A 26,232-nucleotide genomic window follows, 5' to 3' on the forward strand; every position below is an offset into this window, starting at 1 on the left:
GGTTGCTTGGGTTTTACTCCAAAAGGGAGATGCGCAGGGGCAACTTGGCGAATTCTCGTCAGCGATTGAGACCTACGATGAAGCGATTACACGCATTGGCGACAGCGATACACCAGAATTGCTTCGCTGGATCAGTTTGGTTTTATCCCAAAAGGGAGATACGCAAGGGAAACTAGGTGAATTCGCGTCAGCGATTGCAACCTACGACGAAGCGATTGCACGCATTGGCGACAGTTCCAATCCTCAAGATATGGTCATCTTGGTGTTGGCTCGAAAAGGGATGAGACAAATCGAGATGGGACATACGGGAGAAGCTCTACACACATGTGAGGAGATTGAGCGAAAACTTGGGGTTTTGGCGGATGATGACAAGATGCGGTTCGCATTGCGGGTAATCTGGATGCGGATGCAAGTGCTGTTGGTTCAGGGGCAACACCAAGCCGCCATGGATACGTTCCGTTCTGCGTATGCCGTATTTGTCCCCGGTAATGAGACAATGATGTATTGGATGCAAAGGATTGTACTTGACTTAGTTGTGGCTGGTGCTTCGACTCGTGAACTTGTTGAGATATTAGAGAGTGATAGTGTGAAATCCGATGCATTGGTGCCTCTGATCGTTGCCCTCCGCCGGTATACGGGCGAAGCCGTTCGCGCACCGGAAGAAATCTTTGAGGTCGCAACGGATATTCTCAAGCGTATTGGGGAAAGGATGGCGGGAGACGCTGGCGTGGATTCGGACGATTTGGCCTCTTTGTCCGACTTCGTGGAGGGGGATCGGGAGTGATGGGCGTGCGCCGCCTCTGTCGAGGTAATACTTGGTGGCCGTATCGAATGGTTGCTTCCGCCGATTTTTTCTCGACATTTGCATTGCAATCCTCATTGAAAAAGATTACTATGAGTAGCGTAGTAATTCCTGTGCCGGAAGCTTTTAGGAGGAGATGTAATGAGTGAGGCCCGTCAGTTGCGCTCCGCAGAGCGTTATCAATTCACTACCGAAGAAAAGGCCGCAGGGGCTACCTACACACCCAAAGTCCTTGCCGATTTTGTTGCGGACAAGATTATCGCGATCGCTGCCGAACTGCCAACCCATCGCCGGATCCGCATTCTCGATCCTGCTATCGGGCATGGAGAACTGCTGGTCAGCCTGCTCAAGGGCTTGGCTAACCGGTCAAACCTCGCCATTGAGGTGCATGGTTTCGAGACGAATCGTGAGGCACTTGCTACCGCAACTGCGCGAATCGAGCAACAATTTCCGAACGCTTCGCTCCATTTCAGGCCGGACAACTTCCTCACGTTTGTTCTCAAACACTGTGGATATGGTGGTCAAAGCAACCTTTTTAATTCCGCTGCCCCCGCGGCCTACGATCTCATCATTGCCAATCCTCCCTATGTCCGCACTCAGATCATGGGGGCCGCACAGGCGCAACTTCTGGCTAGGCAGTTCGGTCTGTCAGGTCGCGTGGATATGTATTACGCCTTCATGCTGGGCATATCCCATGTACTTGAGCCCAAGGGCATTGCCGGAATTATTGTTTCGAACCGCTTTATGACCACCAAGTCCGGGGCTGCTGTTCGACAAGCCTTGCTGGAGCGTTTCAATATTCGGCACGTGTGGGATTTGGGCGATACGAAGCTATTCGACGCAGCAGTGCTACCCGCCGTTTTGCTCGTCGAGAACCGGAACGGTCATGCACCGAAGCCCCCGGCCTTCACATCAATCTATCAAACCACCGAGCCGATACGCCAACGAGCCACGGATCCAATCAGCGCCCTAACTGAGGAAGGCGTCGTCGGGATCGACGACGGGCGACGTTTCCATGTTCGGCATGGCAAGCTGGATACAAGCGGCACATTCAATGGCGTTTGGCGGATTGCCACCAAAGATGCCGATACTTGGCTAACCGCAGTGGAATCTCATAGTTGGGGCACATTCGGCGACATCGGCAAAATCCGTGTCGGCGTCAAGACCTGCGCCGACAAAGTGTTCGTCCGAAACGATTGGCACAGCATGCCCGAGGCTGGCCGCCCCGAATTGCTCAAACCGCTTACAACGCACCACATTGCTCGTCGCTTCAAGCCGCTGATTGCGGAGAAGCCAACCAAAATTCTCTACCCGCACGAGGTTTCCAACGGTCGTCGTCGGGCCGTCGATCTTGCGCAATATCCTCGTAGCAAGGCCTATCTCAACACGCATCGTGCCACGCTCGAAAGGCGCCGATATGTTACCGAGGCAGGTCGCGAGTGGTACGAAATATGGGTGCCTCAAGACCCCAATGCTTGGCAGCGTCCCAAACTTGTTTTCCGGGACATTGCTAACGAACCCACGTTCTGGATCGATCTGGACGGCTCCGTCGTCAATGGCGACTGTTACTGGCTCACCTGTCAAAATCCGGAACAGACCGACTTGTTATGGATCGCAGCGGCTGTCGGTAACTCGACCTTCATTGAGCGGTTCTACGATTACCGCTTCCATAACAAGCTCTACGCGGGCCGTCGCCGTTTCATCACCCAGTATGTCGAGAAATTTCCCCTTCCTGCTCCCCAAACCATTCTTGGCAGAAAGATTGTCGCTCATGCAAAGCGGATATACGAAAACATCACATCCCCGGATGTCGTCCATCTCCAAAGGGAACTGGATGCCATGATTTGGGAATCATTCGGTTTAGTCATCGAAGAAATCGGCAGGTAGTGGAATCTGTATCTTCCAGTTCGATAAATTGCCTTGGAATTGCGGAAACCGTGAGAAAAACTTTGCACCCGTCGTTAGGAAAAAGTGTGTCAACGTAACACATTGCCCGTCCGTCATTGCATAGAACAGAGCGTAGCGAACGTCGCAGTGTCGGATATTTTGGCCATTGATCTGCGGTATATCAAGGACTTCCTCACTATCTGGACACACAAGCCCAAGGTCTATGGTTGGCGATGTCTGCAATTTGACTTCAAGAAGCTGATGCAGTATATCCGGGAATTGCCCATCGTCCCGGTAATCAACATATCCTAAACGCTTACATACCAACCGGTGCAAAGCCGCTCCCCGGTTGCGTTCCTGGTCGTGGCCCGCATCTGGAAAGCTTTCGCCGATCAGAGCTTTTAGCTCTTCAAAAATCTGCTTGATCGGCAATAGGTTTCCTGCTTCAGGATAACTGGCCGGATCTGATGTAATGGATTCAAGGCTGGTTCTGGGCCTAACAATGTGCCGGAGACGCTCTGTGTCCTCTGTGGCGATTAACTCCGCACTGCTTTCACCGGAAATGAGCCGGGCCTGATATTTATGAGTTAGTGCGCCCGTGGTATCAAACTGCGCCAGGACATTCCCCGTAACGACCTTCACCTTAGTGATGGTGTCATCCTCGTCAAGTCGGATGATCACGTAGCGCCGTACCGGGGTAATCTCCTCATTCCAAATCTGCAAATTGTTAGATTTCTGGATGTACGTGTCAAAACGTTGGCCCGGAAACCTGGGATGTGTTTTTCTGAAACTTGACGGCACCGGATAACCGAGCGCTTGACAAATCCGTTCCTTTACAACCTTGGACCGGGTCCGTAGCGGCAAGCCTTCAAGAGGTGCGCCCGTTATCTTCGCATTGAGCAGTTTCTCGAGTTTCGGGGCAGGAATCCAAAGTTCTGGATCGCCAATCTCTATGGGATCGTAGATCGTCAGACCACTGCGCCGAATCGCTTCGGCGTATGAATCCGGTCCATTGCCGTTAGTCGCCATCTTCGAACGCTTTTCTGGTCAAGAGCTTTGGGACATCCGTTCCAAGTGCCGCAGCCAGAATCTCCAGCGTACTTAGCGTGGCATTCCTTTCTCCTCTCTCCAGCGAACCCACATACGTCCGATGGAGACTACACATTTCGGCAAATCTTTCCTGGGATATGTCCTTGGATTTTCTGTAAGCGCGGATATTATCCGCAAGAATCTGTCTCAATTCCGCACTTGGAACTCTAAGTCTTTTGTTGCCCACTTTATTCCGGTAGTGCTCTGAAAACGCGAATACATAATAGTTTATTGAATATGATGCTTATAAGTCTACACACCAAGAGTAGCATAACCTAAACGTGCCGAGCCTTCACGTACTCGTTATACCGAACAGTTTCTCGCGGAATCACTTCTACCAACCCGATCAGGAGCGCCCATTTTTCCGCCCCTCCGGGCGTCGTCGATGCGGAGTTGCTGGATACCGGCGGCGTCCAGCATATCAGATCCCGTAAACGAATTCCGTTCCGATCTTCCACACGCCCTTCTCGCGAAACGCGGGAATGGTCTGGCGACGGGCGGCGTTGGTGATCGCAGGCGCTGAAAGCCCATGCCGCCTGATGTAATCCGACAGCCGGATAATGACCTCTCCCCGCAAATAGCTCAGCCTTTTGTGCAGGGACTCTGTGAGCGCCGCCGCCAGCATATTTTCCATCGCCTTGGTCGCCTGGCGATTTCCGTATTCCCTGAACGCCTGGTAGTACCGTTCCTTATCCGCATTGCGAAGAATAAGGCCCGGCAGGCCCAGCTGGATGAGTTGAAAATTTATGAGTACGCGCCCCAGGCGGCCGTTGCCGTCGCAAAAAGGATGAATGGTCTCGAAATCGAGATGAAACCGGGCAATCTTGTCAAGGAAGTAGGAGCCGAGATCGCTGGAATATTCGACAAGCAGATCGTCCATCATGCGCTCCACGCGTTCGGGCGCGGGCGCAATGTGCATCCCCACCCGCACGTATTCCCCCGGGTGACGAAAACGTCCGGCGATGTTGTCGTCGATGCCGCCGATGAGCATTCGATGCAAACGGAGTATCAGGTCTTTGTTCAACTCGCTGTTCCCGGCTTTGGCGCGTTTGTATTCCATGACCCTGGCCAGGTTTTTCGCCTCGAAGATTTCCCGTACAGACACGTTGCGGGACAGCATCTGCTCCAAGAGGATTCGCTCCGTTTCCTCGAGCGTAAGGGTTGAATTCTCGATCGCGTTCGAGTTGTACACGGTTTCGGGAATCTCCACTTCGTCGATCATGGCCAGCAGCGATTCTTTGCCTTGGCGCAACGTATCGTACGCCCGCTTCAAGTCCTGGATACGGTTTTTTATGGGTCGGGTGATCGCCATGTCGTTGCCACATTGTATTCATGGTAAATATAAAATTATGCATGAATATACGCCGAAAAACCGATGTGATTCACGATTTTTTGGCAAAAATACATTAATAGATAGCCAGCCAGCCGGGCGGATGTTTCCCTGAAAGCGTGTCGGGCCTCTATGCGGCGAACTGTCCCGATCCCGACCTACCCCTTCTCCACAGGCGCGCCCACCAGATTTCCCCACTCGGTCCAGGAGCCGTCGTAGTTGATGACCTCGTTATACCCGAGCAGGTATTTCAATGCAAACCACGAATGGCTGGACCGTTCGCCGATTCGGCAATAGGTGATGATCGGTTTGGCGCCTGTGATGCCCTCTCTGGCGTAGATTTCCCGAAGTTCGTCGGCGGATTTGAAGGTCCCGTCCTCGGCGCACGCCTTGCTCCAGGGGATATTGCCGGCGCCGGGGATATGTCCTCCGCGCTGGCAGGTTTCGGGGAGACCCTCCGGGGCGAGCAGTTCGCCGCTGAATTCGGCCGGACTCCGAACATCCACCAGTTCAGCGGATTGCCCCTCGAGCGTTGCGCTGACCTGGGGCAAAAACGCCCGGATCGAATTATCCGGATCCGAGGCCGTGTAACGGGATTTGGCCGGATTCGGGGGATCGGTGGACAGGATGCGCTCTTCGGCCAGCCATTTGCTGCGCCCGCCATTCATCAGCCGTACATCCGCGTGTCCGTAAATCTTCATTTGCCAGAAGGCCCATGCGGCAAACCAGTTGTTGCTGTCTCCGTACAGCACGACAGTGGTATCGTTGGAGATGCCGCTGTCGGCCATGAGCTGCTCAAACCCGGCTTTCGGGACGATATCGCGCCGAACCGTATCGCAGAGTTGGGTATCCCACGCCCAACCAACGGCGCCCGGGATGTGTCCTTCGTCATAGGAGGCGGTATTTACGTCTACTTCAACGATGCGCACGCGGGCGTCATCGATATGGTTCTGTACCCAATCGGTACTGACCAGCACTTCGGGGTGAGCGTATTCGGACATGATCGTTTCCGGTTATTTCAGGGGTTGGCGGGACGGCTACGGGCGTTACAATGTGAACCTGCGGCGCAACATGCCTGGACGGCGTTTGCCGGAATGCGAAAGTACACACACAATGGGGGTACATTTGGTGTAGTTGGCGTGAATTTTCGACGTTACCCGTCCTCATCGGTGTAGCGGTGCGATCCGACGGAAAGCGGTCAGTGGTCGCTGGATTCGTTTTCGCATGCCTCCGTCTCCTGTCTGCCTGTTATGCCACCCATGTTCGTGTTCTGTTTCTTTCCTAGGGCCTGTTACCACTATGCAGCAATGCTCTGTTCCGTCAGGCACGGCGTCAATCAAGGCGCGAGGAGTGAAGTTTGGTGGTTCCAAATGAGCGACGAGCAACGAAGAGTGACGCCGTGACCGGCGGAACCCGAAGGGCGGGGCCTGTTTTCCCGCCATGCGGCGTTGCCGCTCGCTTATGTGGCTGGGCCACACTGCGCTCGCGGCGCCTGGCCTGGCAGAAAAATAGGCCCCGCAGAGCGCCGCTGCATAGTGTTAACAGGCCCTAATATCCTGCATGCCTCCACGCCAAAGAATCTGTACATTGCAGGCAACCCGGTCCGCACTACCCCAACACCCTCCATTCCCCAACACCATGACCATCCCCGTTTTTTCCCTGTTGATGAGTCTGCTGAGTCTGCCGGGCCTTGTGCTGACGGCATGCAACCCGGAGACACCCGTAGGGCCGGAGGGAAGCGCACGAGATACGCTTCGCGTTCTGTCGTTCAATATCCGGTACGACAACCCGGAAGACGGCCCGGACGCCTGGCCCCATCGCAAGGAGGCGGTGGCGGACATGATCCGGTCCCAGGCGGTGGATGTTGCGGGACTTCAGGAAGCGCTGAAGAGGCAGATCGATGATCTGGAAGCGTTGCTGCCCGACTACGCATGGCTGGGCGTGGGCCGCGAGGACGGCATGGAACAGGGAGAGTTCGCCCCGATTTTCTACCGGCGCGACCGCCTGGATACCCTGCGGTGGGGCACATTCTGGCTGTCCGAAACGCCGGATATCCCCGGGAGCCGGTCATGGGATGCGGCGCTGGAGCGCATTGCAACCTGGGCGGTGCTGCGCGACCGGCAGACAAGCGAGGCGTTTCTGGCGGTCAACACGCATTTCGATCACCGGGGCGCGGAGGCCCGGACCCGCAGCGCGGAACTGATAGTCGAACGCCTCGACGAACTGGCAACCGCACAGTCGGGAGAACAGGGTGACGAAGGGACCGGGAGCCTGCCCGTCTTGCTTACGGGGGATTTCAATGTGCGAGAGGGTAGTGCTCCTTACGCTGTACTCGCAGATGCGTTTTCCGATGCCCTGTATGCTTCGGAGCAGCCCCACGAAGGGCCTATGTCCACCTGGAATGGTTTCGAGGCCATTGTGCCCGGGGGCCGAATAGACTACATCTTCGTCGGCGATGGCGTGCGTGTGTACGCCCATCGCATTCTGCCGGATAAGACTGCCAACGATCGCTTCCCGTCCGATCATCTGCCGGTGCTGGCGGAGATAGGATTTGGGAAGTAGGGCGCAAATCCATTCATGATTGCGCCCATTGAGTCATGCACCCGTATTTCTTCCCGTGTATGCATTCCCATAAACGGAATACGTGTCACGGCGGTGGATAAATACGTGGACAACGGGTGGAGAAAGAGTGGAGAAACCAGACGAAACGCAATATTCTGGCGCGTACCTTTCGGGATACGAATTTTTCCGAGCGCCTGCTCCCTGTCTCCTCTGATCAATTAAATATGTCCGATTCCTATCGCCCGCAGCCTGAAGACAAGTTCACCTTCGGTCTCTGGACCGTCGGAAACGTGGGCCGGGACCCGTTCGGAGAACCGGTCCGCGCGCCGTTCTCCCCCGTCGAAATCGTCCACATGTTGGCCGATGTGGGCGCCTTCGGGGTCAATTTCCATGACAACGATCTGGTGCCCATCGATGCGACGGCTCGGGAACGGGACGAAATCGTGCGTTCCTTCAAACAGGCGCTCGACGAGCGAGGCCTGAAGGTGCCGATGGCTACCACGAACCTGTTCACGGACCCGGCCTTCCGGGACGGAGCTTTCACCGCCAACGACCCGGCGGTCCGGGCGTACGCCATCCACAAAACCATGCGCGCCATGGATCTCGGCGTGGAATGCGGAGCCACGACGTATGTCTTCTGGGGAGGCCGCGAAGGGACCGAATCCGACGCCACGAAGAATCCGGTGGATGCGTTGGGCTGGATGCGGGAGGCCCTGAATTTTCTGTGCGAATATGCGGTGGATCAGGGGTACGACCTGCGTTTCGCGCTGGAGCCGAAGCCGAACGAGCCGCGCGGCGACATCTATTTTCCCACGGTGGGCTCCATGCTGGGATTCATCGGTACGCTGGATCGCCCCGACATGGTGGGCCTGAATCCCGAGGTGGCCCACGAACACATGGCCGGGCTGAACTTCACGCATGCCGTAGCGCAGGCGTGGGATGCGGGCAAGCTGTTCCATATCGACCTGAACGATCAGAATCCGGGCCGCTACGACCAGGATTTCCGGTTCGCCGCACACAACCTCAAGCCCGCGTTTTTCCTCGTGAAACTGCTGGAAGAGGTCGGCTACGACGGCCCGCGCCATTTCGACGCGCATGCCTATCGGACCGAAGATGCCGAGGGAGTCAGGGATTTTGCGCGCGGGTGCATGAGGAGTTACCTGATCCTCAAGGAGAAGGCGCAGGCGTTCGCGGAAGACGAGGCCATCCAGGCATTGCTTGCCGAGGCGCAGCAGGCCTCCGCCGAATTCCCGTCGTATGCGGGCGGCTATTCCCGGCAGGCGGCGGAAGCGCTGCGGGAGCATTCCTTTGACCGGGGCCAGTTGGCCTCTCGGGGCCTGGCCTACGAAAAAATCGACCAGTTGCTTACCGATCTCCTGCTCGGCGTGCGTTGAGCGGGCCGATTTCTGTTTCCTTCACTGCGTTTGTCCGAACCACCGCTCATTCCGGTTTCATCTCAGACCATTATCGCCATGTCCTCCCATTCCTCGTCCAGTTATCAGTCCGACGCCCTGCGCACCTTGTCCCGGCAGTTTCACATAGGGAACGGCAGCGATGAAGGCGCCGTATCGCCCGAACTCCTGCACGGGGCCATCGGCCTTGCCACCGAAGCGGGCGAGTTGCTGGACGCCATAAAGCGTGCGCTCTACTACGGAGGCACGCTCGACAAACCCAATCTGGTCGAGGAGTTGGGCGATCTCGAATGGTACATGGCCGTGATCCGGGATGCGCTGGGTGTCGATCAGGAAGAAGTCCAGCGCATCAACATTGCGAAACTGCGGGCGCGCTATCCGGAGAAGTTCACCAGGGAAGAGGCCTACAACCGGGACCTCGACAGGGAACGGAAGATTGTAGAAAGGGGTTGACCCCATGTCCTTAACTATACGCCGATTTCATTGACTTGACATTGCCCTATCCAATTATTATTTTAGTCATGGCTAAAAAAATTTTTATGCGATTAAAATGCAATTCCACGCTACCCTGTTCCGGTCCGTATGCAGGCGGCTCGTCCCTGCAATACTTCTTTTTCTGATTCCGACCGTCGAGGCAACGGCTCAGGGGGCGGAGACCGAGTGGCTGGGGTTTACCGAAGCCCTCGAGAAAGCCGCGGAAGAACACAAACCTCTCTTCGTATACGTGCGCGCTCCCTGGTGCGGCCCCTGTTACCGTATGGAGACCGATGTGCTTCCGGAATTGGGAAACCGGCTGCGTGGGTTCGTCAAGGCCAAAATGGATCTGTCCGAGCGGCCCGAGCCGGGTTCCTTTGCGGATCAACGCGCTTTCCTGTGGGTGCGGGCCGAAGGATTGCAGACACCCCCTGCATTCGCAGTGATTTCTCCGGACGGGGTTACGGTGGTGGCGCTGCGCGGCTTCACGCAAGCCGGTCCGCTGGAACGCACGCTGCGTCTTGCCGAACGTCACATCGCGTCATCGACCCCGTGATCCGCCATGCGCACCGTTCCGATCCTGTGCGTGCTGGCGGCGCTGGCTGTACTGACTGATGCTTCCTTAGCCCAGATGCCGGCGGAGGGATCCGTTGCCCGTACGCTTGTTACGGGCACCGTCACGTCCGGCGGTCTGCCGGTTCCGTTTGCCCATGTGGGGGTGGCGGGCGCAACGTACGGCGCCGCGGCCGATGCGGACGGCGCGTACCGTCTCGAAGGAATCCCTGCCGGAACGTGGACGCTGGTTGTTTCCGCCGTAGGGTACGAAACCGCCGAATACGTTATTGTACTGGAAGAGGATGAACACCTCGAACAGCCCATCCGGCTCCGGGAGGCCGTGATCGAGAACGAAGGCGTGGTGGTCACCGGCACGCTTGTGGAAACGTTTGTCCGGGATTCCCCGGTGAAGGTGGATGTCGTTTCGTCAAGCTACCTGGCGAAAACCTCCACCTCGAACATTATGCAGGCGATCGACCGGGTAAACGGTTTGCGCCAGCAGATCGATTGCGGGGTGTGCGGCACGAACAACATTCGCATCTACGGCATGGATGGGCCGTACTCCGCCGTACTGATCGACGGGATGCCCGTAATGAGCAGCCTTGCCACCGTGTATGGCCTGAACGGCATCAGCCCGGCGCTCATTCGGCAGGTGGAAGTGGTCAAGGGGCCGATGTCCACATTATACGGAACGGAGGCGCTCGCGGGCGTCATCAATATCATCACGAAATCCCCGCGCGTTTCGCCGAGATTCAGCGCCGCCGCCTTCGCCAACGATCATGGAGAATACTCGGCGGATTTCGGCTTCGTCCCGTTGCGGGGTTCCTGGAGCGGTTTGCTGTCGGGAACGCTTGCATACAACCAGCGCTTCGTGGATCAGAACAGCGACCGCTTCACGGATATTCCGCTGAACAAGCGCATCTCGTTATTTGCAAAACTCGGGAAAACAGACCGCCAGGGCCGGCAGCGCCTGAGTCTTTCCGGGCGCTATTATGCGGAGGACCGGCTCGGCGGCACTCGTTCTTTCGTGGATCGCTTCCATACCGCGCTGCGCGGATCTACGGAGTACTATGGCGAAACCATCCGCACGGAGCGCGCCGAATTGCTCGGTATGTATGCGCTGACGCCGGATCGGGGCGCGTGGCTGGAATTTGCGGCCAACGATCATGTACAGGACAGTTATTACGGAGACCAGTATTACCGGGCGCGTCAGGGCGGCGTCTTCGGTCGGTTGGCGCGGCAATACCGGCCCGGAACCCGCCAGTCCGTACTTGTCGGCGCGGACTTGCGCGGACACAGTTATGACGATAACACCGGATCGACCGGGCGTTTCGACCCTGCGGGCCGCCTGCTTGAAAATCGCCCCGACAGACGCTGGATCCCCGGCGTATTCACGCAGCACGAAGTGTCGTTTGCAAGGACCATGCGCCTGCTTTCAGGACTCCGGGTGGATCGTCAGCGCGACCATGGCTGGATATTTTCTCCGAGACTTGCTTTCAAGGCGCGGCCTCATGATCGCACGACGCTGCGTCTGAACGCCGGCACCGGATTCAGGGTTGTCAATCTGTTCACGGAAGATCATGCCGCCTACGCCGGGACGCGCGCGACCGTTGTGCTGGAAGATCTGGATCCGGAACGATCCTGGAGCGCTGCGGCCAGCGGCGAGCAGATCGTGCCGTTCGGCGGGAATCCGCTGACCCTTGGCGTGGATGTCTTCCATACGCATTTCTCGAATAAGATCGAACCCGATTACTCGGTCCCCGGCGAGATCCGGTACGCGAATCTGGACGGCTTTGCCGTGACACGCGGTGTGTCCGCAACCCTGTCGCAGAATTTCGGCAGGCCGTCCCTGCGTTATTCGGTCGGCTTCACGGCGATGGATGTGTTTCGGGAAGAATACGGGCAGCGCTCGCCGATCGAGTTCGCTTCTGATTATCAGGGCAATGCAAGCGTTACGTGGACGCATTCCAAACGCTGGACCGTCGACTACACGGCCGTGTTGACCGGCCCGATGAAACTTCCCGAATATCCGCCGCCTTTCTCCAGACCGGCATGGTCTCCTGCATTCGCCACGCACGATGTGCAGGTTACGTACGACCTGGATATCGCCGGGTCAGGCGTCGTGCAGATCTACGGGTCGGTCCGCAATGTGTTCGGATATGCCCAGCCCTCGCCGCTCGTTGACCCGGACCGTCCGTTCGGCGAATCCTTCGACACGACCTATGTATACGGTCCGCTGTACGGGCGCACCGTCAGTTTGGGATTGCGGGTGATGGCCCTTTAGGGCCTGTTACCACTATACAGCGGCGCTCTGTTCCGTCAGGCACGGCGTCAATCAAGGCGCGAGGAGTGAAGTTTGGTGGTTCCAAATGAGCGACGAGCAACGAAGAGTGACGCCGTGACCGGCGGAACCCGAAGGGCGGGGCCTGTTTTCCCGCCATGCGGCGTTGCCGCTCGCTTATGTGGCTGGGCCACACTGCGCTCGCGGCGCCTGGCCTGGCAGAAAAATAGGCCCCGCAGAGCATTGCTGTATAGTGTTAACAGGCCCTGTAGACGATTCGTCTATATTTCCAGGAATACTCCGGTTAAATTCGCGTACTTCTCGCAGCCTCCTGAAAGGGCATGAGATGCGCATTTTCAGGTAACGCAGGGCCCGGGAAGCGCCTGCGAACGGGAGATCGTGGAAAGGGACTGACGCGGTTGTCCGGTAGGGGCATGGGGATGCGTATTTTCAGGTAACGTAGGGCCCGAGACACGCCTGCGAACCGGTAGAATGCCGCACGTTTACGTTACCTGAAAATACGCACCCCATGTCCTTAACTATATCCGCAATTCCTTGAACCGCCTCGCTTGCGCCTCGATAGCCGGTTCGGTGGCGAGCCGTTCCACGCTGGACGCGCCGAAGAACCCGACGATGCCTTCTGTGTGGTCGAAAATGTACTGCACATCGTCCGGCTCCGCGATGGGACCGCCGTGGCATAGCACGAGCACATCGGGATTGACGGCTTTCGCTGCGTCGTGAATCGCCTGTACGCGTTTTGCGGATTCCGCGAGTGTCGGCGCCGTATCGGGATTCACCCCGATGGATCCCTTCACCGTGGTATTCATGTGCGCCACGACGATATCCGCGCCGGCCTCGGTCAGGGCAGTGGCCTGGGCTTCATCGAAGGCGTACGGACAGGTGAGCATGTCGAGTTCGTGCGCCACGCGGATCATTTCGATTTCGAGGTCGAAACTCATGCCCGTCTCCTCCAGAATCTGCCGGAAATTCCCGTCGATCACGCCCACGGTGGGGAAGTTCTGGACGCCGTCGAAGCCCATTTCCTTGAGTTGCTTCAGGAAGACGGGCATCAGCCGGAAGGGATCGGTGCCGCATACGCCCGCCAGCACAGGGGTATCCTGGACGACCGGCAGGACCTCGCCGGCCATGTCCATGACGATGGCGTTCGCATCGCCGTAGGCCATCAGGCCCGCCGCGCTGCCCCGGCCCGCCATGCGGTAGCGCCCGGAATTATAGATGATGATGAGATCGACGCCGCCGCGCTCGGCGAACTTGGCGGAGATGCCGGTTCCGGCGCCGGCGCCTATGATCGGTTTGCCCGCCGCTGCCTGATTGCGAAGGCGTTGCAGGCACTCCTCGTATGGAATGAATGGCATGGGTCTATGTGTTTTACGTCATCAGGGCGATCAGCCGTTCGAAGACCGCGTCGGCGAAGGCTGTGTCGTTGATGTGGAGGTCCAGTTCCACGAGTTCGACAGGAGGGCGTACGTGCCGGCGCAGCGCATCGAACAGGGCTTCATCCGCTTCCGGGTCATGGAAGGGTTCGCCTTCCCGGTCGAGCATACTGACTCCCTTGAGCGGCAGCATGAGCACCGTCGGGCCCGTGGTCTTGTTCAGGTTTTCCGCGATGCGCTGCCCGATTTCCCGGCATTCTCCGGCGGTCGTGCGCATCAGCGTTACATTGGGGTTGTGCCGGTACAGGGTGCGTTCGCGAAAAGGTTCGGGCACGGTATGCATGGCCCGGAAATTCACCATATCGAGCGCTCCGCACGAGACGACCTGGGGGATGCCCGCTTCGCCTGCCGCCGTGAGGCGATCCGGACCGGCGGAAAGCACGCCGCCCACCACCTCGTCGCACCATTCCGTAGTGGTCATATCCGCCACGCCGGCCACGTAGCCGTCCCGGATCAGTCCTTCCATGGAGCGTCCTCCGGAGCCTGTGGCGTGAAAAACGAGCATCTCGTACCCGGCCTTTTCCATGCGCTCACGAATGTTGTTCACGCAGGGGGTCGTCACGCCGAACATGGAGGCGGCCACGATGGGACGGTCTTTCGCCGCAGGCATGTCCTGTCCGACCATCCCGCAGATGGCGCCGGCGGCATTGGCGAGAATACGTCGCGACAGCGGGTTCAGGCCCGCAATATCGACCGCCGAATACATCAGCGTTACGTCCTTTACGCCCACATAAGGGGTTACATCCCCCGAGACGACCGTCGAAACCATCAGTTTCGGAACGCCGACGGGCAGCGTCTGCATCGCTGCGGCGGCGATGTTCGTGCCGCCCCCTCCGCCGAGCGCCAGCACACCGTGGAACCGGCCCGCCTCGTACAGTTCCGGCGTGAGACGGCAGACGCCGCGAATCATGACATCGACGGCTTCTCCCCGGTCTGCCCGCTCCCGCAGCGCTGCCAGAGAACCGCCTCCGGCCACCGCTACCTCGTCCGCCGGAATGTCCGGAATGAAGCCGGGCTCGCCGAGCACGCCTGCATCCATGGTCAGCGTGCCGAAACCCCGATCCCGGATGAGATCGCGCACGTACTCGTATTCCGTGCCTTTCGTGTCGAGCGTGCCGATGAGCAGGATGGTCCGGGGCATGGCCGCCGCGAGCGTTCAGTTCGACGAGGGGTAGTCGATGGGCGTTTTGAGGGAACGCCAGGGTTCTTCCTCATGCATATCCACGGTGGCAGGCCCTTCGAAGGTTGCGGGGGACAGGATAGCGAGGAAGATCAGAGGTTCGTCCCCCGCATTCCAGGTGGCGTGCACCACATCTTTCGGAATGTGGGCCATTTCGCCGGGACCGAGCAGGTGCTTTTCTTCGTCCACCCATTGCTCCGCCATTCCGGAAATCACGTAGATGATTTCTTCGAGGGCCGGATGGCGATGAAACTGGTGCGCATCCCCGGGCGGCATGTGCACCCGCACCATAAGAAGGTCTTCGGCCTCGGTCAGTCCGGGGCGGCACAACCAGTGATGGGGCCCCCAGGGGGCTTCTTCCACCTCCGCCTCTGCGGCGGTGACAAAACGCAGGGTTCGATCGTCGGGCATGGGTTTAGGGCCTGGTCAGTTATCTCCTTCTGGCTCCTCTTCCGGATCCAGCGAAACCAGCACGCCCTGCATCGCCACATAGTGGCCCCCGTAGGTGCAGATGAACGGGTAGTCGCCGGGGGGCGGCATGGTGAATGTCACCTGCACCTTTTCTCCGGGCCCCGCCGTGGGGGTGAAGGCGAGTATTTTTTCCTCGTGTTCCGGCGGGATGTAGTCGTGCTCCGCTGCGGCGAGCGCCGTCAGGCCCACCGGGTTGATGTATTCCCAGTGCTCCAGGATGACCACGTTATGCGTCATGGCCGGCGAGGTGGCGTTATTCACGAACCGGATGGTGACGAGTTCGCCGGCTGTGGCCTCGATGAGCCGGGTGTCGAAGGCCATCTCATCCCCTACGGAAGCGATCATAATCACCCCGTCCCGGTCCGGGCGCGTACCTCCCCGCGAAACACCTGCTTCTTCCTCTGTACTCCCGGTCATGTCCATCGCCGTGATTTCCCCGGCCAGGATGCCGCTCATGCGGTGGAACGAGGCATGACCGACGGCCTCCTTGACGGCGCCCGTCAAGACGTCCGCGTTGTTTGCGGCCCGCAGGAATCCTCGCGCGTGTTTCGCTCCCGCCGCCGTGGCGGCGTGCGGAATCCACGCATCCTGAGCGTTTTCGGGCGCGGTGAGCATGGCGAACACGGCCGCACCTGTCTCGTCGGAGGGAGGAGCATCCGCGAGGGCGAGCAATGCGGCAAGCCGCACGCGCGCGTCCTCATCTTCCAGCACGTTGTTCGCCATCAGCGCGTTGCGCGAGGCGTCGGTCGGCGGCAGAACCTTGGCGGCGGCTCGGCGCACGGCTGCGGAGGGATGGTTCAGTGCTTCTGCAGCCACTCCGAAGGCTTCGTCATGGGAGCCGTCCAGCATGCCCAGGCCGTGCAGCGTCCACAAGGCATGCAATGCGCCCGGATTGAGGCCAAGGCCATCCATGGACGTATCGCGCACGAGGCCGTACAGGTCCGTTGCCACATCCTGTTCGCCCCGTTCCACAAGGAGCCGCTGGGCCGTTTGTCGCCAGAACATGTTGTCGTGCCGGAGCGCGGCGACGAGTTCCTGCGGCGAAGCGCCGGAGAGGTCCATGGACTCGCCCGGATCCGCATCCTTGTGCACGATGCGGTAGATGCGGCCGTGCTCGCGGTCCCGCAGATCGGTCACGTACGCATTGTTTTGTCCGTGTTCCCAGCCTTCCCGGAACGGGCCGAGGTTATGCTGCGGGATGTAGTTGTACCAGTCGACCATCCACAAAGCGCCGTCGGGGCCCACCTCGGCAAGGATGGGAATGGTCCACTCGTCGTCGCTGGCAAGCATGTTCCACTTGTTGAGCGCCTTGTAGTCGCTGCCGTCGGATTCCATAGCGAATCGTCCCAGCGTGCGGACGGTCGGCCCGGCGACGAATGCGATGCGGTTCCAGTATTCCTCGGGGAAATCGCGCGCCGTGTACAAGGCGTGTCCGGACGCGGCCGTGTAATTTCCTTTAAAGTCTCCCTGGCGGGTGCGGGTCGTCACGGGGTGTACGCGCCGGTCTTCGGCAATCGTGCCGAGCCGGACGGGGGTCCAGCCGCGCACCGCCTCGTAATACCGGTTCGGGACGGGCATGTACACGCTGGGATTGTTGTTGGCCGTCGAGGCGAAGGGGATGCCTTCCTCGCTGAAGCCGAATCCCCAGGTGTTGTTGTTCGTCATCCGCACGAATTCAAGTTTGGACCCGTCCGGCTTGAAGCGGAAGAAGCCCATCGGGAATCGATGGGCTTCGCCGCCGACCGTTCCGTCGAAGCCCGAATAGCCCAGGACGCCCCATATCCAGTTGTCGAAGCCCATCCGGATGTTGTTGGGCCCCGCGTGGGTGTCGAACGTTCCCCAGCCTTCGAAGAGGACCTCCTGCACATCGGCTTTGTCGTCTCCGTCGGTGTCTTTCAGGAAGAAGGTGTACGGGGCCTGCACCACCACCACACCACCGTTCGCAAAGGCGAATCCGGTCGGGATGCTCAGGTTCTCGGCGAACACGTTGAACGAGTCGGCCCGGCCGTCTCCGTCGGTGTCTTCCAGAATCGTGATGCGGTCGTTGCCCTGCCCGACTTCTTCATGGAGCTGGTTCGGATAATCGATGGTTTCTGCAATCCACAGTCTTCCGCGTTCGTCCCATGCCATGTAGATAGGCTTGACGATGTCGGGCTCCGCCGCAAAGAGCTCGATTTCGAAGCCCGGCGGCACGACCATGCGGGACATGGATGTTTCGATGTCCAGGGGCAACTGCATGGGGCGTAGTTTGCGCTCGTTTTCCGGGTTCGAGTTGTATTCGAGGGAAGGCAGTACGGCGTCGACGTATTCGTACAGCATCGATCTGGGTACGACATCGAGCGCCCAGTCTCCAGCGGCCCATTTTATGCCCCGCGCAACCAGTTGCTGGAATCCCGGTTGCGACCAGGTCCGCTCGTCGTGCCCCCAGGCCGTGTAGAAAACTCTTCCCTCGCCGTGCGTCCGCACCCATGTCCAGGGTTCGGTATGATCCCCCTCGTGGCGTACTTCGAGCACGGTGCGGTCGGGGTTGTGGTGCTTGTGGATGTACGTTTCGTCCCAGCTTTCGAATTCCGGGACGCCGAGGATGGCGGGATGGGTTGCATCCGTGCGTTCCGTACGCACGACGCCGATGCCGTGGCTGTCGAAGGCCGCGCCGACGAGCGCGATGTAGGCCTCCGAGTTGCGGAACATGCCCGAGGCGCTATGCAGGGGAACGAATCCGCCGCCCTCCGCGACGTAATCGAGGAGGGCCTGTTCCTGTGCGTCCGTCATCTCCATATAATTGGCGTAGAACACCACCGCGTCGAATTGACGCAGGTTTTCGAGATTTACGGCCTCGACTTCGTCCGTGTAGAAGATGTCCACGCCCATTGTGTACAGTGCCGAGATGATTTGCTGGGCACGGGCTGCGGGTTGGTGGTGCCCGTGGTCACCGAGGAACAGGGCGGACACGGTAGATTTGTCGTCCGGCCGGGGCGCTGGCGAGGCGGTGGCGGCGGAGCAGAAAACGGCGGCGAGAAGAAGAACGCCTGCAAGGGAAGCAAAACGACGCATGGCAGGGGTTGTGCGTTGGATGAGAAGCAATGCTATTGTGTGCGAGAGACTATGGGGTGCGGCGGGCGGCCCATTCCACGCTGTTGCGAAGGATACGGGCGTACGCAGGGTGCTGGTGCGCTGCGCCGTCGTGGCCCAGCGTGTTGACGACGATCCGCCCGTTCGTATGGTGGACGGTCCACACGATGGGGTATGTTTCGCCGGTTTCGACTTCTTCCGCTTCGGCGAGCACATGAATGGACGAGCCTTCGGGGTCCCGTTCGGAGCGGTACAATTCATCTTCGATAGTGAATTCGGCCGGCACGTCCGCCATCACCGGATGGTCGGGTTCGATCACCTGCACCGTGAAGGTGCCGTATTGCCGGTGGCTCCGGGCCCCTCCGCCCACGAGTTCCTGGTTGTATTCCGGCCAGTTCAACCAGTTGTACCATGCTCCCGGATGGCCGATCACAAGCCCTTTGCCCGCCCCGACGAAATAAAACACGCCCTCGTGCAATTCCGGGTCGGTCATCGGCTGGTTCGTCACGATGCGGAGTACGTCGAGCGTGTCGAGGGCGGGAAGTATGTGGGCGGGTACGTCGGTATAGGCCGCATGGATACCGGCTTCTTCAAGGATATCCGCATCTTCTTCATGGAACCACCGGTCGAAGTCGTGGGAAGAGCCCCCTCCAGCCGTGAGGACAGTGATGGGGTCGGGCGCCTCGGACGAAGGGGTCTGCGCCTGCACGCAGGCGGACACGGTCAGGGCCGCAAGCAGCAACAGGAGCTTCTGTTTTTGCGGAAGCAGGTGCATTATCCTGTGCATTCGTATCATAAAATCCACGTTCAGAACCCTAAGATAGATAATTACTGCCATGCGTTTGCCGGACGCCTGCGTCATTTTCGCCGTTTCCCTGACTTTGGCCGGATTTACCCCCGGAGATTCCATTGCCCAGGCAGATGCATCCCCCGATCGGTCCAACCGCAACATCGTGCTCTTCGTCGCCGACGATCATGGACAGGACACGGGGGCGTACGGGAATCCGGTCCTTCAAACCCCGCATCTCGACGCGTTCGCCGACGCGAGCATGCTGTTTACGCACGCGTTCGCGACGACCGCCAGTTGCAGCGCCAGCCGCTCCGTGTTGCTTACCGGGTTGCACAACCACCGCAACGGGCAATACGGCCATGTGCATGATTTCCATCACTTCATGGCGTTCGACAATATCCTCTCTTTGCCGGTATTGCTGGAGGAAGCAGGCTACCGCACCGCCCGCGCCGGGAAATACCATGTGGCGCCGGAGGCCGTTTTCCGTTTCGGAGAAACCATTCCCGGGGATACCCGCGACGTCGTGACGATGGTGGACCATGCCCGTCCTTTCCTCGAAGCGGAAAGCGAGCGCCCTTTCTTCTTTTATATCGCCACCAGCGACCCGCACCGGGGAGGGGGCGCCACCTCGGATGAGGCGTTGGCGCCGGATCGTTTCGGCAACCGTCCGGCGGGTTATCCCGGCATCGATCCCGTTATCTATGATCCGGAGGAAGTGGTCGTGCCGCCCTGGCTTCCCGATACGCCGGCTGCGCGCGCCGAACTGGCGCAGTATTACCAGTCCGTATCGCGTATCGATCAGGGATTCGGATATCTGGTGCAGGTGCTGAAGGAAGCGGGCCGCTACGACGACACGCTCATGCTGTACCTGTCGGACCATGGGATCGCCATGCCGGGCGCCAAAACGACCGTGTACGAACCCGGTTTGCGTTCTCCGCTGATCGTTCGCCATCCCGATGCGGCGGAACGCGGCGTGGTGACCGGCGCCATGGTGAGTTGGGCGGATATTACCCCGACGATCCTGGACTTCGCCGGGATCGCCGAGCCGACGTATTCGCAGCAGGTGCAGTCGGAAGGGATTCGTATGCATTTGCCGGACGAGCACGGCTTGCACGGACGTTCCTTCCTTGGCGTTCTGGAAGGGGGCGGCGGGGCCGGATTCGATCGCGTCTACGCATCGCACACGTTCCACGAGATTCAGATGTATTACCCGATGCGCGTGGTGCGGGATCGGGACTACAAACTCATCTGGAATGTGGCGCACGACCTTCCCTTCCCCTTCGCCACGGATTTGTGGGCGGCGTCCACCTGGCAGCAGGCGTACCGGCAAGGGGCGGATGCGCGCTACGGGGTACGCTCCGTGCAGGATTACATACATCGCCCCGAATTCGAGTTGTACGACATGCGCGCCGATCCGTGGGAATCGGAAAATCTGGCGTATCTTCCGGAGTACGCGGAGGTACTGGCTGCCTACCGGGACATGCTGTGGGATTTCGAGGTGCGCACGTCGGATCCGTGGCTTCTTAAACAGGAATACGAATAGAGATTTTTCAGCTATGAGACTTGAATCGCTTCGATGGGAAAGGCCGCGTTTGGCCGTACTGCTCACGCTGTTTCTGACGGCATGGGGGCTTGCCGGATGCGGCGCGTCCGACCGTGGAGGGGACGGAGCCGCTGGCGAGGGAGTTGCCGGCGCTCCGCCGAACATCGTATTTATTCTGGCCGACGATCTCGGCTACGCAGATGTGGGGGTTTTCGGGCAGACCCGCATCGCGACGCCCAGCCTCGACCGCATGGCGGCGGAAGGCCTCCGGTTCACGCAGTTTTATTCGGGTTCTACCGTGTGCGCTCCGTCACGCAGCGTGCTCATGGACGGGCGGCACACGGGGCATACCTACATCCGGGGCAACAGGGAAATACTCCCTTACGGGCAGGAGCCCATCCCCGATTCGGTCGTGACCTTTGCCGAAGTGCTCAAGGGGGCCGGGTACCGGACCGGCCTGGTGGGCAAGTGGGGGCTGGGCGGTCCCGATACGCCGGGGCACCCGAATCTCCAGGGGTTCGATTATTTTTTCGGTTATCTCGGGCAGCGGCACGCCCATAATTACTATACCGAATTTCTTTTCCATAACGAGGACAGCGTATCGGTAGCCGGCAACAGAATGCCCGAACCGCGCCGAGGGGACGGCGCCGGCGAAGCCATCGACAAGATCACCTACAGCCACGATCTTTTTGCGGATTCGGCGCTGGCCTTCATCGACCGGAACCGGGAAGGGCCGTTTATGCTCTATTTCGCGTTGACGATTCCCCACGCCAACAATGAAGCGGGACCCCGCGGCATGGAAGTCCCTGACTACGGGCGCTACGAGCACATGGACTGGCCGGAGGCCGAGAAGGGGATGGCTGCGATGGTTACCCGGATGGACGCCGACATAGGCCGTGTGCTTGATCGGCTGGAAGAACACGGCATTGCCGAAAACACGCTCGTTTTCTTCACCAGCGACAACGGCCCGCACCGCGAAGGGGGGCATGATCCGGAATATTTCGATTCGAACGGAGCGCTTCGAGGCTTCAAGCGGGACCTGTACGAAGGCGGCATCCGCGTGCCGACCATTGCCTGGTGGCCGGGAAGCGTGGAGGCGGCCGCCTCCACGGATCATGTAGGATATTTTACCGATATGCTGCCGACCTTTGCCGGTCTGGCCGGGGTTGCTTCCCCGGAGGGTATCGACGGGATCGACATGACCCCGACGCTGCTGGGCCGCTCCGGGGATCAGCGCGAGCACGAGTATCTGTACTGGGAGTTCCACGAGGACGGTATGGCGCAGGCCGTACGGATGGGTTCGTGGAAGGGGGTGCGTACGCCAGTGCATGACGCGATCGAGGTATATGATCTCGATGCAGACATCTCGGAAACGACCGACGTGGCCGCGCAGCATCCCGATGTGGCGGCGCGCCTCGACAGCATCATGCAGGCGGCCCACCGCCCGTCATCCATTGAGTGGAGAAAAAGGTAGACCGATCGGTCTACCTTTCCGCTTTATCGCGTATCGGAAACAGATTTTTGCGTACCCGTGAACACATCCCGACTGATTTTTTTGGCCCTGTGCGCAGTGATTGCCCTTGCATGGGCCGGTTGCGGTCCGGCGGACCGGGCGGCGTTTCATGCGGCGCACCCTGCGGTCGAACGCCCATGGATCGGGCCGGAATACTGGTCGAATCCGCTTCAGGACTGGCGAATCCGGGAAGGGCGTATCGAAAGCCTGACCCGCCGTGAAAACCGGAATGTGGCGTTGCTTGTACGGGAAGTGGCCGAAGGAAAGGGAGACGTGCATATGCGGGTCCGCCTCGGGGCCATCGCTTCCGATACGCCGCTGCCGGATTCGGGCCGGGCGGGTTTTCGTATCGGCGCGCGCGGCGCGTTTCATGATTACCGGGACACCGCGCTGCGGGGATCCGGACTGGATGCAGGCGTGACGGCCCTGGGCAGTTTGTTTATCGGCGGGTCTTCCGAAACCGCGGGGGGCGTATCTTCGCCTGCGCTGTTTACGGATGGGGTTTTTCCTGAGGAGGGTGTGTTTCTGGATATGCGGGCGATAGAACAGGAGGACGGGCGGTATACCCTCCGGTTGCGGCTGGGAAATCCGGATGGGGAGGTGCTTGGGTCTATCGAAGCGCCGGTGGATGCCGATGCGTTGACCGGGGGGCTGGCGCTGGTGGTCGATTTCGACACCGACGGATTGTCCGGCGAGGACACGAACCGCCCGAGTTTCTGGTTCGAGGACTGGCAGGTGAACGGCACACGGGTGCGGGCATACCCCGAGCGTGCGTTCGGTCCTGTGCTGTTCGCCATGCACACGCTGAGCAAGGGCAGCCTCTCCATGACGGCTCAGATGCCGCCGCTCTCGGAGGACGATGCACAGGAGGTACGGCTGACGGTTCGTAACAGGGGACAATGGGAAGAGGTCGGACGGGCCCCGATCGATCCTATGGCGCGCACGGCAACCTTTTCCGTGGCCGATTGGCCCGATTCGCTGGACGTTTCCTATCGCCTTGCGTACGATCTGACAAGCGCGGCGGGGCAGCCGGTCGAGCATATCCTTGAAGGTACGGTACGCCGCGATCCGGTGGACCAGGAAGAGATCGTGGTGGCGGGCTTCACGGGAAACAACGACCTCGGGTTTCCTCATGCCGATCTGGTGCGGCGCGTCGCATGGCATGACCCGGACATTCTGCTTTTCACCGGGGACAACATCTACGAGAGCATAGGCGGATACGGCTATGTGGAAGGGCCGCTCGACACCGCGATGCTCGATTATCTGCGCAAGTGGTATCTCTTCGGCTGGGAATACGGCGAGCTTACGAAAGATATCCCCACGGTCGCCATTCCGGATGACCATGACGTGTATCACGGCAACGTATGGGGAGCCGGGGGCAAGGCCACCGGGCCCGGGGCCACGAAGAAAGAGCGACAGGATACGGGCGGGTACTTCATGCCGCCGTCCTGGGTGAACGCCGTACAGCGGACGCAGACCGCACACCTGCCGCCGCCGTATGATCCTGAACCTGTGGAACAGGGTATTGGCGTCTATTATACCGATCTCGTGTACGGGGGCATCAGTTTCGGGATCATCGAGGATCGCAAGTGGAAAGATTCGCCGAAGATGGTGTTGCCTGCTTACCTCGAGATCGAAAACGGGTGGGCGGAAAACCGGCCGACGAACCCGCCCGAAGCGCTGCGCGCCCCGAACGCCGATCTTCTGGGGCAGCGGCAACTTGATTTTCTGGAGCATTGGGCCGCGGACTGGTCGCATGGCGCATGGATGAAATTTCTCATGTCCCAGACGATTTTCGTCAATGTAGCGACACTGCCGCAGACGGCCCCGAGCGATGTGGTGGTGCCCCGTCTCGAAATCTTCGACGTGAGCGAGTATGCTCCCAACGACCGCATCGTGCAGGATATGGATTCCAATGGCTGGCCGAAGCACGGGCGGGATGCCGCGATCCGGGCCATCCGCAAGGGGTTCGCTTTCCATCTTGCGGGAGATCAGCATCTCGGAAGCACGATCCGGTACGGCGTGGACGCCTGGGGCGATGCGGGCTATGCACTGTGCGTGCCTTCCGTGGCCAATTTCTATCCCCGGCGGTGGTATCCCCCCGTTGCCGGCGCCAACCGCCCGGAAGGCGCTCCGAAGAACACGGGCGACTTTCTGGATGGATTCGGCAATCACATGACGGTGCTTGCGGTCTCTAACCCCTATGAGACCGGCATGGAGCCGAGAAATCTGTACGACCGGGCCCCCGGCTACGGGATTGTGCGACTGAACCGGGAAGCGCGTACCCTGAATATCGCCAACTGGCCTCGCCACGTGGATCCGGAAGACGGCGCGCCGTACCCCGGGTGGCCCATCACCATCGGGCAGATGGACAATTACGACAGAGAGGCGGCAGCCTGGTTGCCGCAGATACAGGTGCAGGGTATGGAAGACCCTGTCGTGCAGGTGATCGACGAAGTTTCCGGCGAGATCGTCTATACGCTGCGCATTGCCGGGGCGACATTTTCCCCGAAGGTGTTCGCCGCGGGTTCCTACACGCTGCGCGTCGGCGACCCGGACGGCGCCATGCAGACATTCACAGGCGTTCGGAGCGCTGCATCTCCTGATGCTTCTGTGCTGGACATCGTGTTTGGAGGGTAAGGGAAGAGGGCGTGCTTTCCGGCGCAGTCCGGCATGTTTCTTGCCCCGGGAACGTGTAGCCTCACAGGCGTTTATCTGAAAGCCGCGGCGCGTTACTATTCCAGACCTTTCTGCGGCTTACTCATAACCACAGGACCACGGGAAGCGCAGGAGCGAAAATCTCCCCAACGAAGATTATACCACCCGGAAGGAGAATGCTATGCAGCGTTTAATCATGATCGCATGTCTGACGGCTCTCGCGGCGGTTTCGCCGGTTTTTGCCCAGGAGAATACCAATGAAGCGGACGAATCGATGTCGGACCCGGCGGTCTGCCTGATCGGGGATCATGGGGATTTGCCGGAAGCCGACGCGCACACCTCGGCTTTTCTGGTGTGCCGGGAACTGCGCGATCAAGGTATACAAGTGGGCGAACCCGTGTACGATGCTCCGGCGTCAGCGATTGCGTACCGTGTTACGTTACACGTTTTGGGCCAGAATATCCTGGTTCGCCTAAGCGAGGAAGCCCCTGTCGGGACCGTCGTTATCGAGCGGGAACTCCTCCTGGCAGGCATCGAGGAAATGGTCTCAGCCGCGCCGAGACTGGTCGATGCGCTGGTCAACGAGACCTCGCTTGCTACTACGGTCGACATGGAGAATCTCGTCGAAGAGGAAGCCCGGGAGTTGCGGAAGATACCCGGCGAGTTCATGTGGCGTCTGGGGATGATTGGAACTTCCGTGTCCAACAACTCTGAATTCGGCGCCGAGTGGGGGTGGTTCTATGAGACGCCATCCTATGCTGTAGGAACCGAATTTCGGGGCTCCGGGGGCAGTAACGATAACGACGAGCGATTCACGTTTTTTGCCTGGTCGATCGGCGGGCAGTACTTTTTCAACAAGAAGAATATATCGCCCTATGTGGGCGGCGGTATCGCCAGATCCTGGGGTAGCCGCGATTACTACGAGGAAGAAAATTTCGACGACGATTACTATTACAGCTACACCGAGACCGATAGCGAGAGCGGCATGGGGATATATGTTGTTGGCGGGGTGGAAGCCCTTCGCCTCAGCAGAGCTCGTCTGAAACTCGAGTTGCGTATAGATCAACCATTTTACAAAGTAGGGAACCGAGCCATGACTCCGGTGTCGGTGGGCGCCTCCGTTTCCCTGCCGAGTTTTGTGACGCGGATTTTTTAGTTG

The 26,232-nt window shown here is 59.5% G+C and carries 20 protein-coding genes; 11 read left to right on the forward strand and 9 right to left on the reverse strand.

Annotated features, from left to right (window positions below; genetic code table 11):
* A partial coding sequence (locus tag F4Y00_03005; GenBank protein MYE03929.1) for a hypothetical protein occupies positions 1–784 on the forward strand: 784 nt, incomplete at its 5' end.
* Between the two features lie 159 nt (positions 785–943).
* Positions 944–2,689 (forward strand): N-6 DNA methylase, encoded by a 1,746-nt coding sequence (locus F4Y00_03010; GenBank protein ID MYE03930.1) that lies wholly within the window; start codon positions 944–946, stop codon positions 2,687–2,689.
* Here F4Y00_03010 and F4Y00_03015 read toward each other — a convergent pair.
* The 4 genes from F4Y00_03015 to F4Y00_03030 all read right to left on the reverse strand — a co-directional run bounded on the left by F4Y00_03015 (position 2,663) and on the right by F4Y00_03030 (position 6,109).
* Positions 2,663–3,718 (reverse strand): restriction endonuclease, encoded by a 1,056-nt coding sequence (locus F4Y00_03015; protein MYE03931.1) that lies wholly within the window; start codon positions 3,716–3,718, stop codon positions 2,663–2,665. The genes F4Y00_03010 and F4Y00_03015 overlap by 27 nt on opposite strands.
* Positions 3,708–3,965, reverse strand: a complete 258-nt coding sequence (locus tag F4Y00_03020) for a helix-turn-helix transcriptional regulator (protein ID MYE03932.1) — start codon at positions 3,963–3,965, stop codon at positions 3,708–3,710. Before F4Y00_03020 ends, F4Y00_03015 begins: the two co-directional genes overlap by 11 nt.
* A gap of 234 nt (positions 3,966–4,199) precedes the next feature.
* The gene (locus tag F4Y00_03025) at positions 4,200–5,090 is read right to left on the reverse strand and encodes a Fic family protein (GenBank protein ID MYE03933.1); all 891 of its coding nucleotides are present in this window, start codon (positions 5,088–5,090) and stop codon (positions 4,200–4,202) included.
* A gap of 176 nt (positions 5,091–5,266) precedes the next feature.
* Positions 5,267–6,109 (reverse strand): sulfurtransferase, encoded by an 843-nt coding sequence (locus tag F4Y00_03030; protein ID MYE03934.1) that lies wholly within the window; start codon positions 6,107–6,109, stop codon positions 5,267–5,269.
* A 664-nt stretch (positions 6,110–6,773) separates the two neighbouring features.
* Here F4Y00_03030 and F4Y00_03035 point away from each other — a divergent pair.
* The 5 genes from F4Y00_03035 (at position 6,774) to F4Y00_03055 (ending at position 12,395) form a co-directional block, all read left to right on the forward strand.
* Positions 6,774–7,670: an endonuclease/exonuclease/phosphatase family protein gene (locus F4Y00_03035; GenBank protein ID MYE03935.1), complete on the forward strand. Its 897-nt coding sequence runs from the start codon at positions 6,774–6,776 to the stop codon at positions 7,668–7,670.
* Positions 7,671–7,894: 224 nt separating this feature from the next.
* Positions 7,895–9,064 (forward strand): xylose isomerase, encoded by a 1,170-nt coding sequence (locus F4Y00_03040; protein ID MYE03936.1) that lies wholly within the window; start codon positions 7,895–7,897, stop codon positions 9,062–9,064.
* A gap of 78 nt (positions 9,065–9,142) precedes the next feature.
* On the forward strand, positions 9,143–9,535 hold the full coding sequence (locus F4Y00_03045) for a hypothetical protein (GenBank protein ID MYE03937.1): 393 nt from the start codon (positions 9,143–9,145) through the stop codon (positions 9,533–9,535).
* Between the two features lie 97 nt (positions 9,536–9,632).
* Entirely contained in the window at positions 9,633–10,112 is a 480-nt protein-coding gene (locus F4Y00_03050; GenBank protein ID MYE03938.1) for a hypothetical protein, read from the forward strand.
* 6 nt (positions 10,113–10,118) lie between these two features.
* Complete coding sequence (locus F4Y00_03055; GenBank protein ID MYE03939.1) at positions 10,119–12,395, forward strand: TonB-dependent receptor; 2,277 nt, start codon at positions 10,119–10,121, stop codon at positions 12,393–12,395.
* A 536-nt stretch (positions 12,396–12,931) separates the two neighbouring features.
* On the opposite strand, the gene F4Y00_03060 is transcribed toward F4Y00_03055, so the two are convergent.
* Genes F4Y00_03060 through F4Y00_03080 form a run of 5 tightly spaced genes read right to left on the reverse strand, consistent with a single transcriptional unit; the run spans position 12,932 to position 19,521 of the window.
* Positions 12,932–13,768: a phosphoenolpyruvate hydrolase family protein gene (locus F4Y00_03060; GenBank protein ID MYE03940.1), complete on the reverse strand. Its 837-nt coding sequence runs from the start codon at positions 13,766–13,768 to the stop codon at positions 12,932–12,934.
* A 13-nt stretch (positions 13,769–13,781) separates the two neighbouring features.
* Complete coding sequence (locus F4Y00_03065) at positions 13,782–14,987, reverse strand: UPF0261 family protein (protein MYE03941.1); 1,206 nt, start codon at positions 14,985–14,987, stop codon at positions 13,782–13,784.
* 15 nt (positions 14,988–15,002) lie between these two features.
* Positions 15,003–15,437 carry a cupin domain-containing protein gene (locus tag F4Y00_03070; protein MYE03942.1) on the reverse strand — a complete coding sequence of 145 codons (435 nt, stop codon included), beginning with the start codon at positions 15,435–15,437 and terminating at the stop codon, positions 15,003–15,005.
* Between the two features lie 15 nt (positions 15,438–15,452).
* Complete coding sequence (locus tag F4Y00_03075) at positions 15,453–18,551, reverse strand: dehydrogenase (GenBank protein ID MYE03943.1); 3,099 nt, start codon at positions 18,549–18,551, stop codon at positions 15,453–15,455.
* A gap of 49 nt (positions 18,552–18,600) precedes the next feature.
* A complete protein-coding gene (locus tag F4Y00_03080) occupies positions 18,601–19,521 on the reverse strand; it encodes a ThuA domain-containing protein (GenBank protein ID MYE03944.1) in 921 nt (306 codons plus the stop codon).
* Here F4Y00_03080 and F4Y00_03085 point away from each other — a divergent pair.
* The 4 genes from F4Y00_03085 (at position 19,406) to F4Y00_03100 (ending at position 26,229) form a co-directional block, all read left to right on the forward strand.
* Positions 19,406–20,902, forward strand: a complete 1,497-nt coding sequence (locus F4Y00_03085; GenBank protein ID MYE03945.1) for a sulfatase — start codon at positions 19,406–19,408, stop codon at positions 20,900–20,902. The genes F4Y00_03080 and F4Y00_03085 overlap by 116 nt on opposite strands.
* Positions 20,903–20,915: 13 nt before the next feature.
* Complete coding sequence (locus F4Y00_03090; GenBank protein ID MYE03946.1) at positions 20,916–22,376, forward strand: arylsulfatase; 1,461 nt, start codon at positions 20,916–20,918, stop codon at positions 22,374–22,376.
* Between the two features lie 57 nt (positions 22,377–22,433).
* Entirely contained in the window at positions 22,434–25,055 is a 2,622-nt protein-coding gene (locus F4Y00_03095) for a twin-arginine translocation pathway signal protein (GenBank protein MYE03947.1), read from the forward strand.
* Positions 25,056–25,254: 199 nt separating this feature from the next.
* The gene (locus tag F4Y00_03100) at positions 25,255–26,229 is read left to right on the forward strand and encodes a hypothetical protein (protein MYE03948.1); all 975 of its coding nucleotides are present in this window, start codon (positions 25,255–25,257) and stop codon (positions 26,227–26,229) included.
* Positions 26,230–26,232: the final 3 nt, after the last annotated feature.

Source organism: Bacteroidetes bacterium SB0662_bin_6 (genome assembly GCA_009839485.1).
GTDB lineage: Bacteria > Bacteroidota > Rhodothermia > Rhodothermales > VXPQ01 > VXPQ01.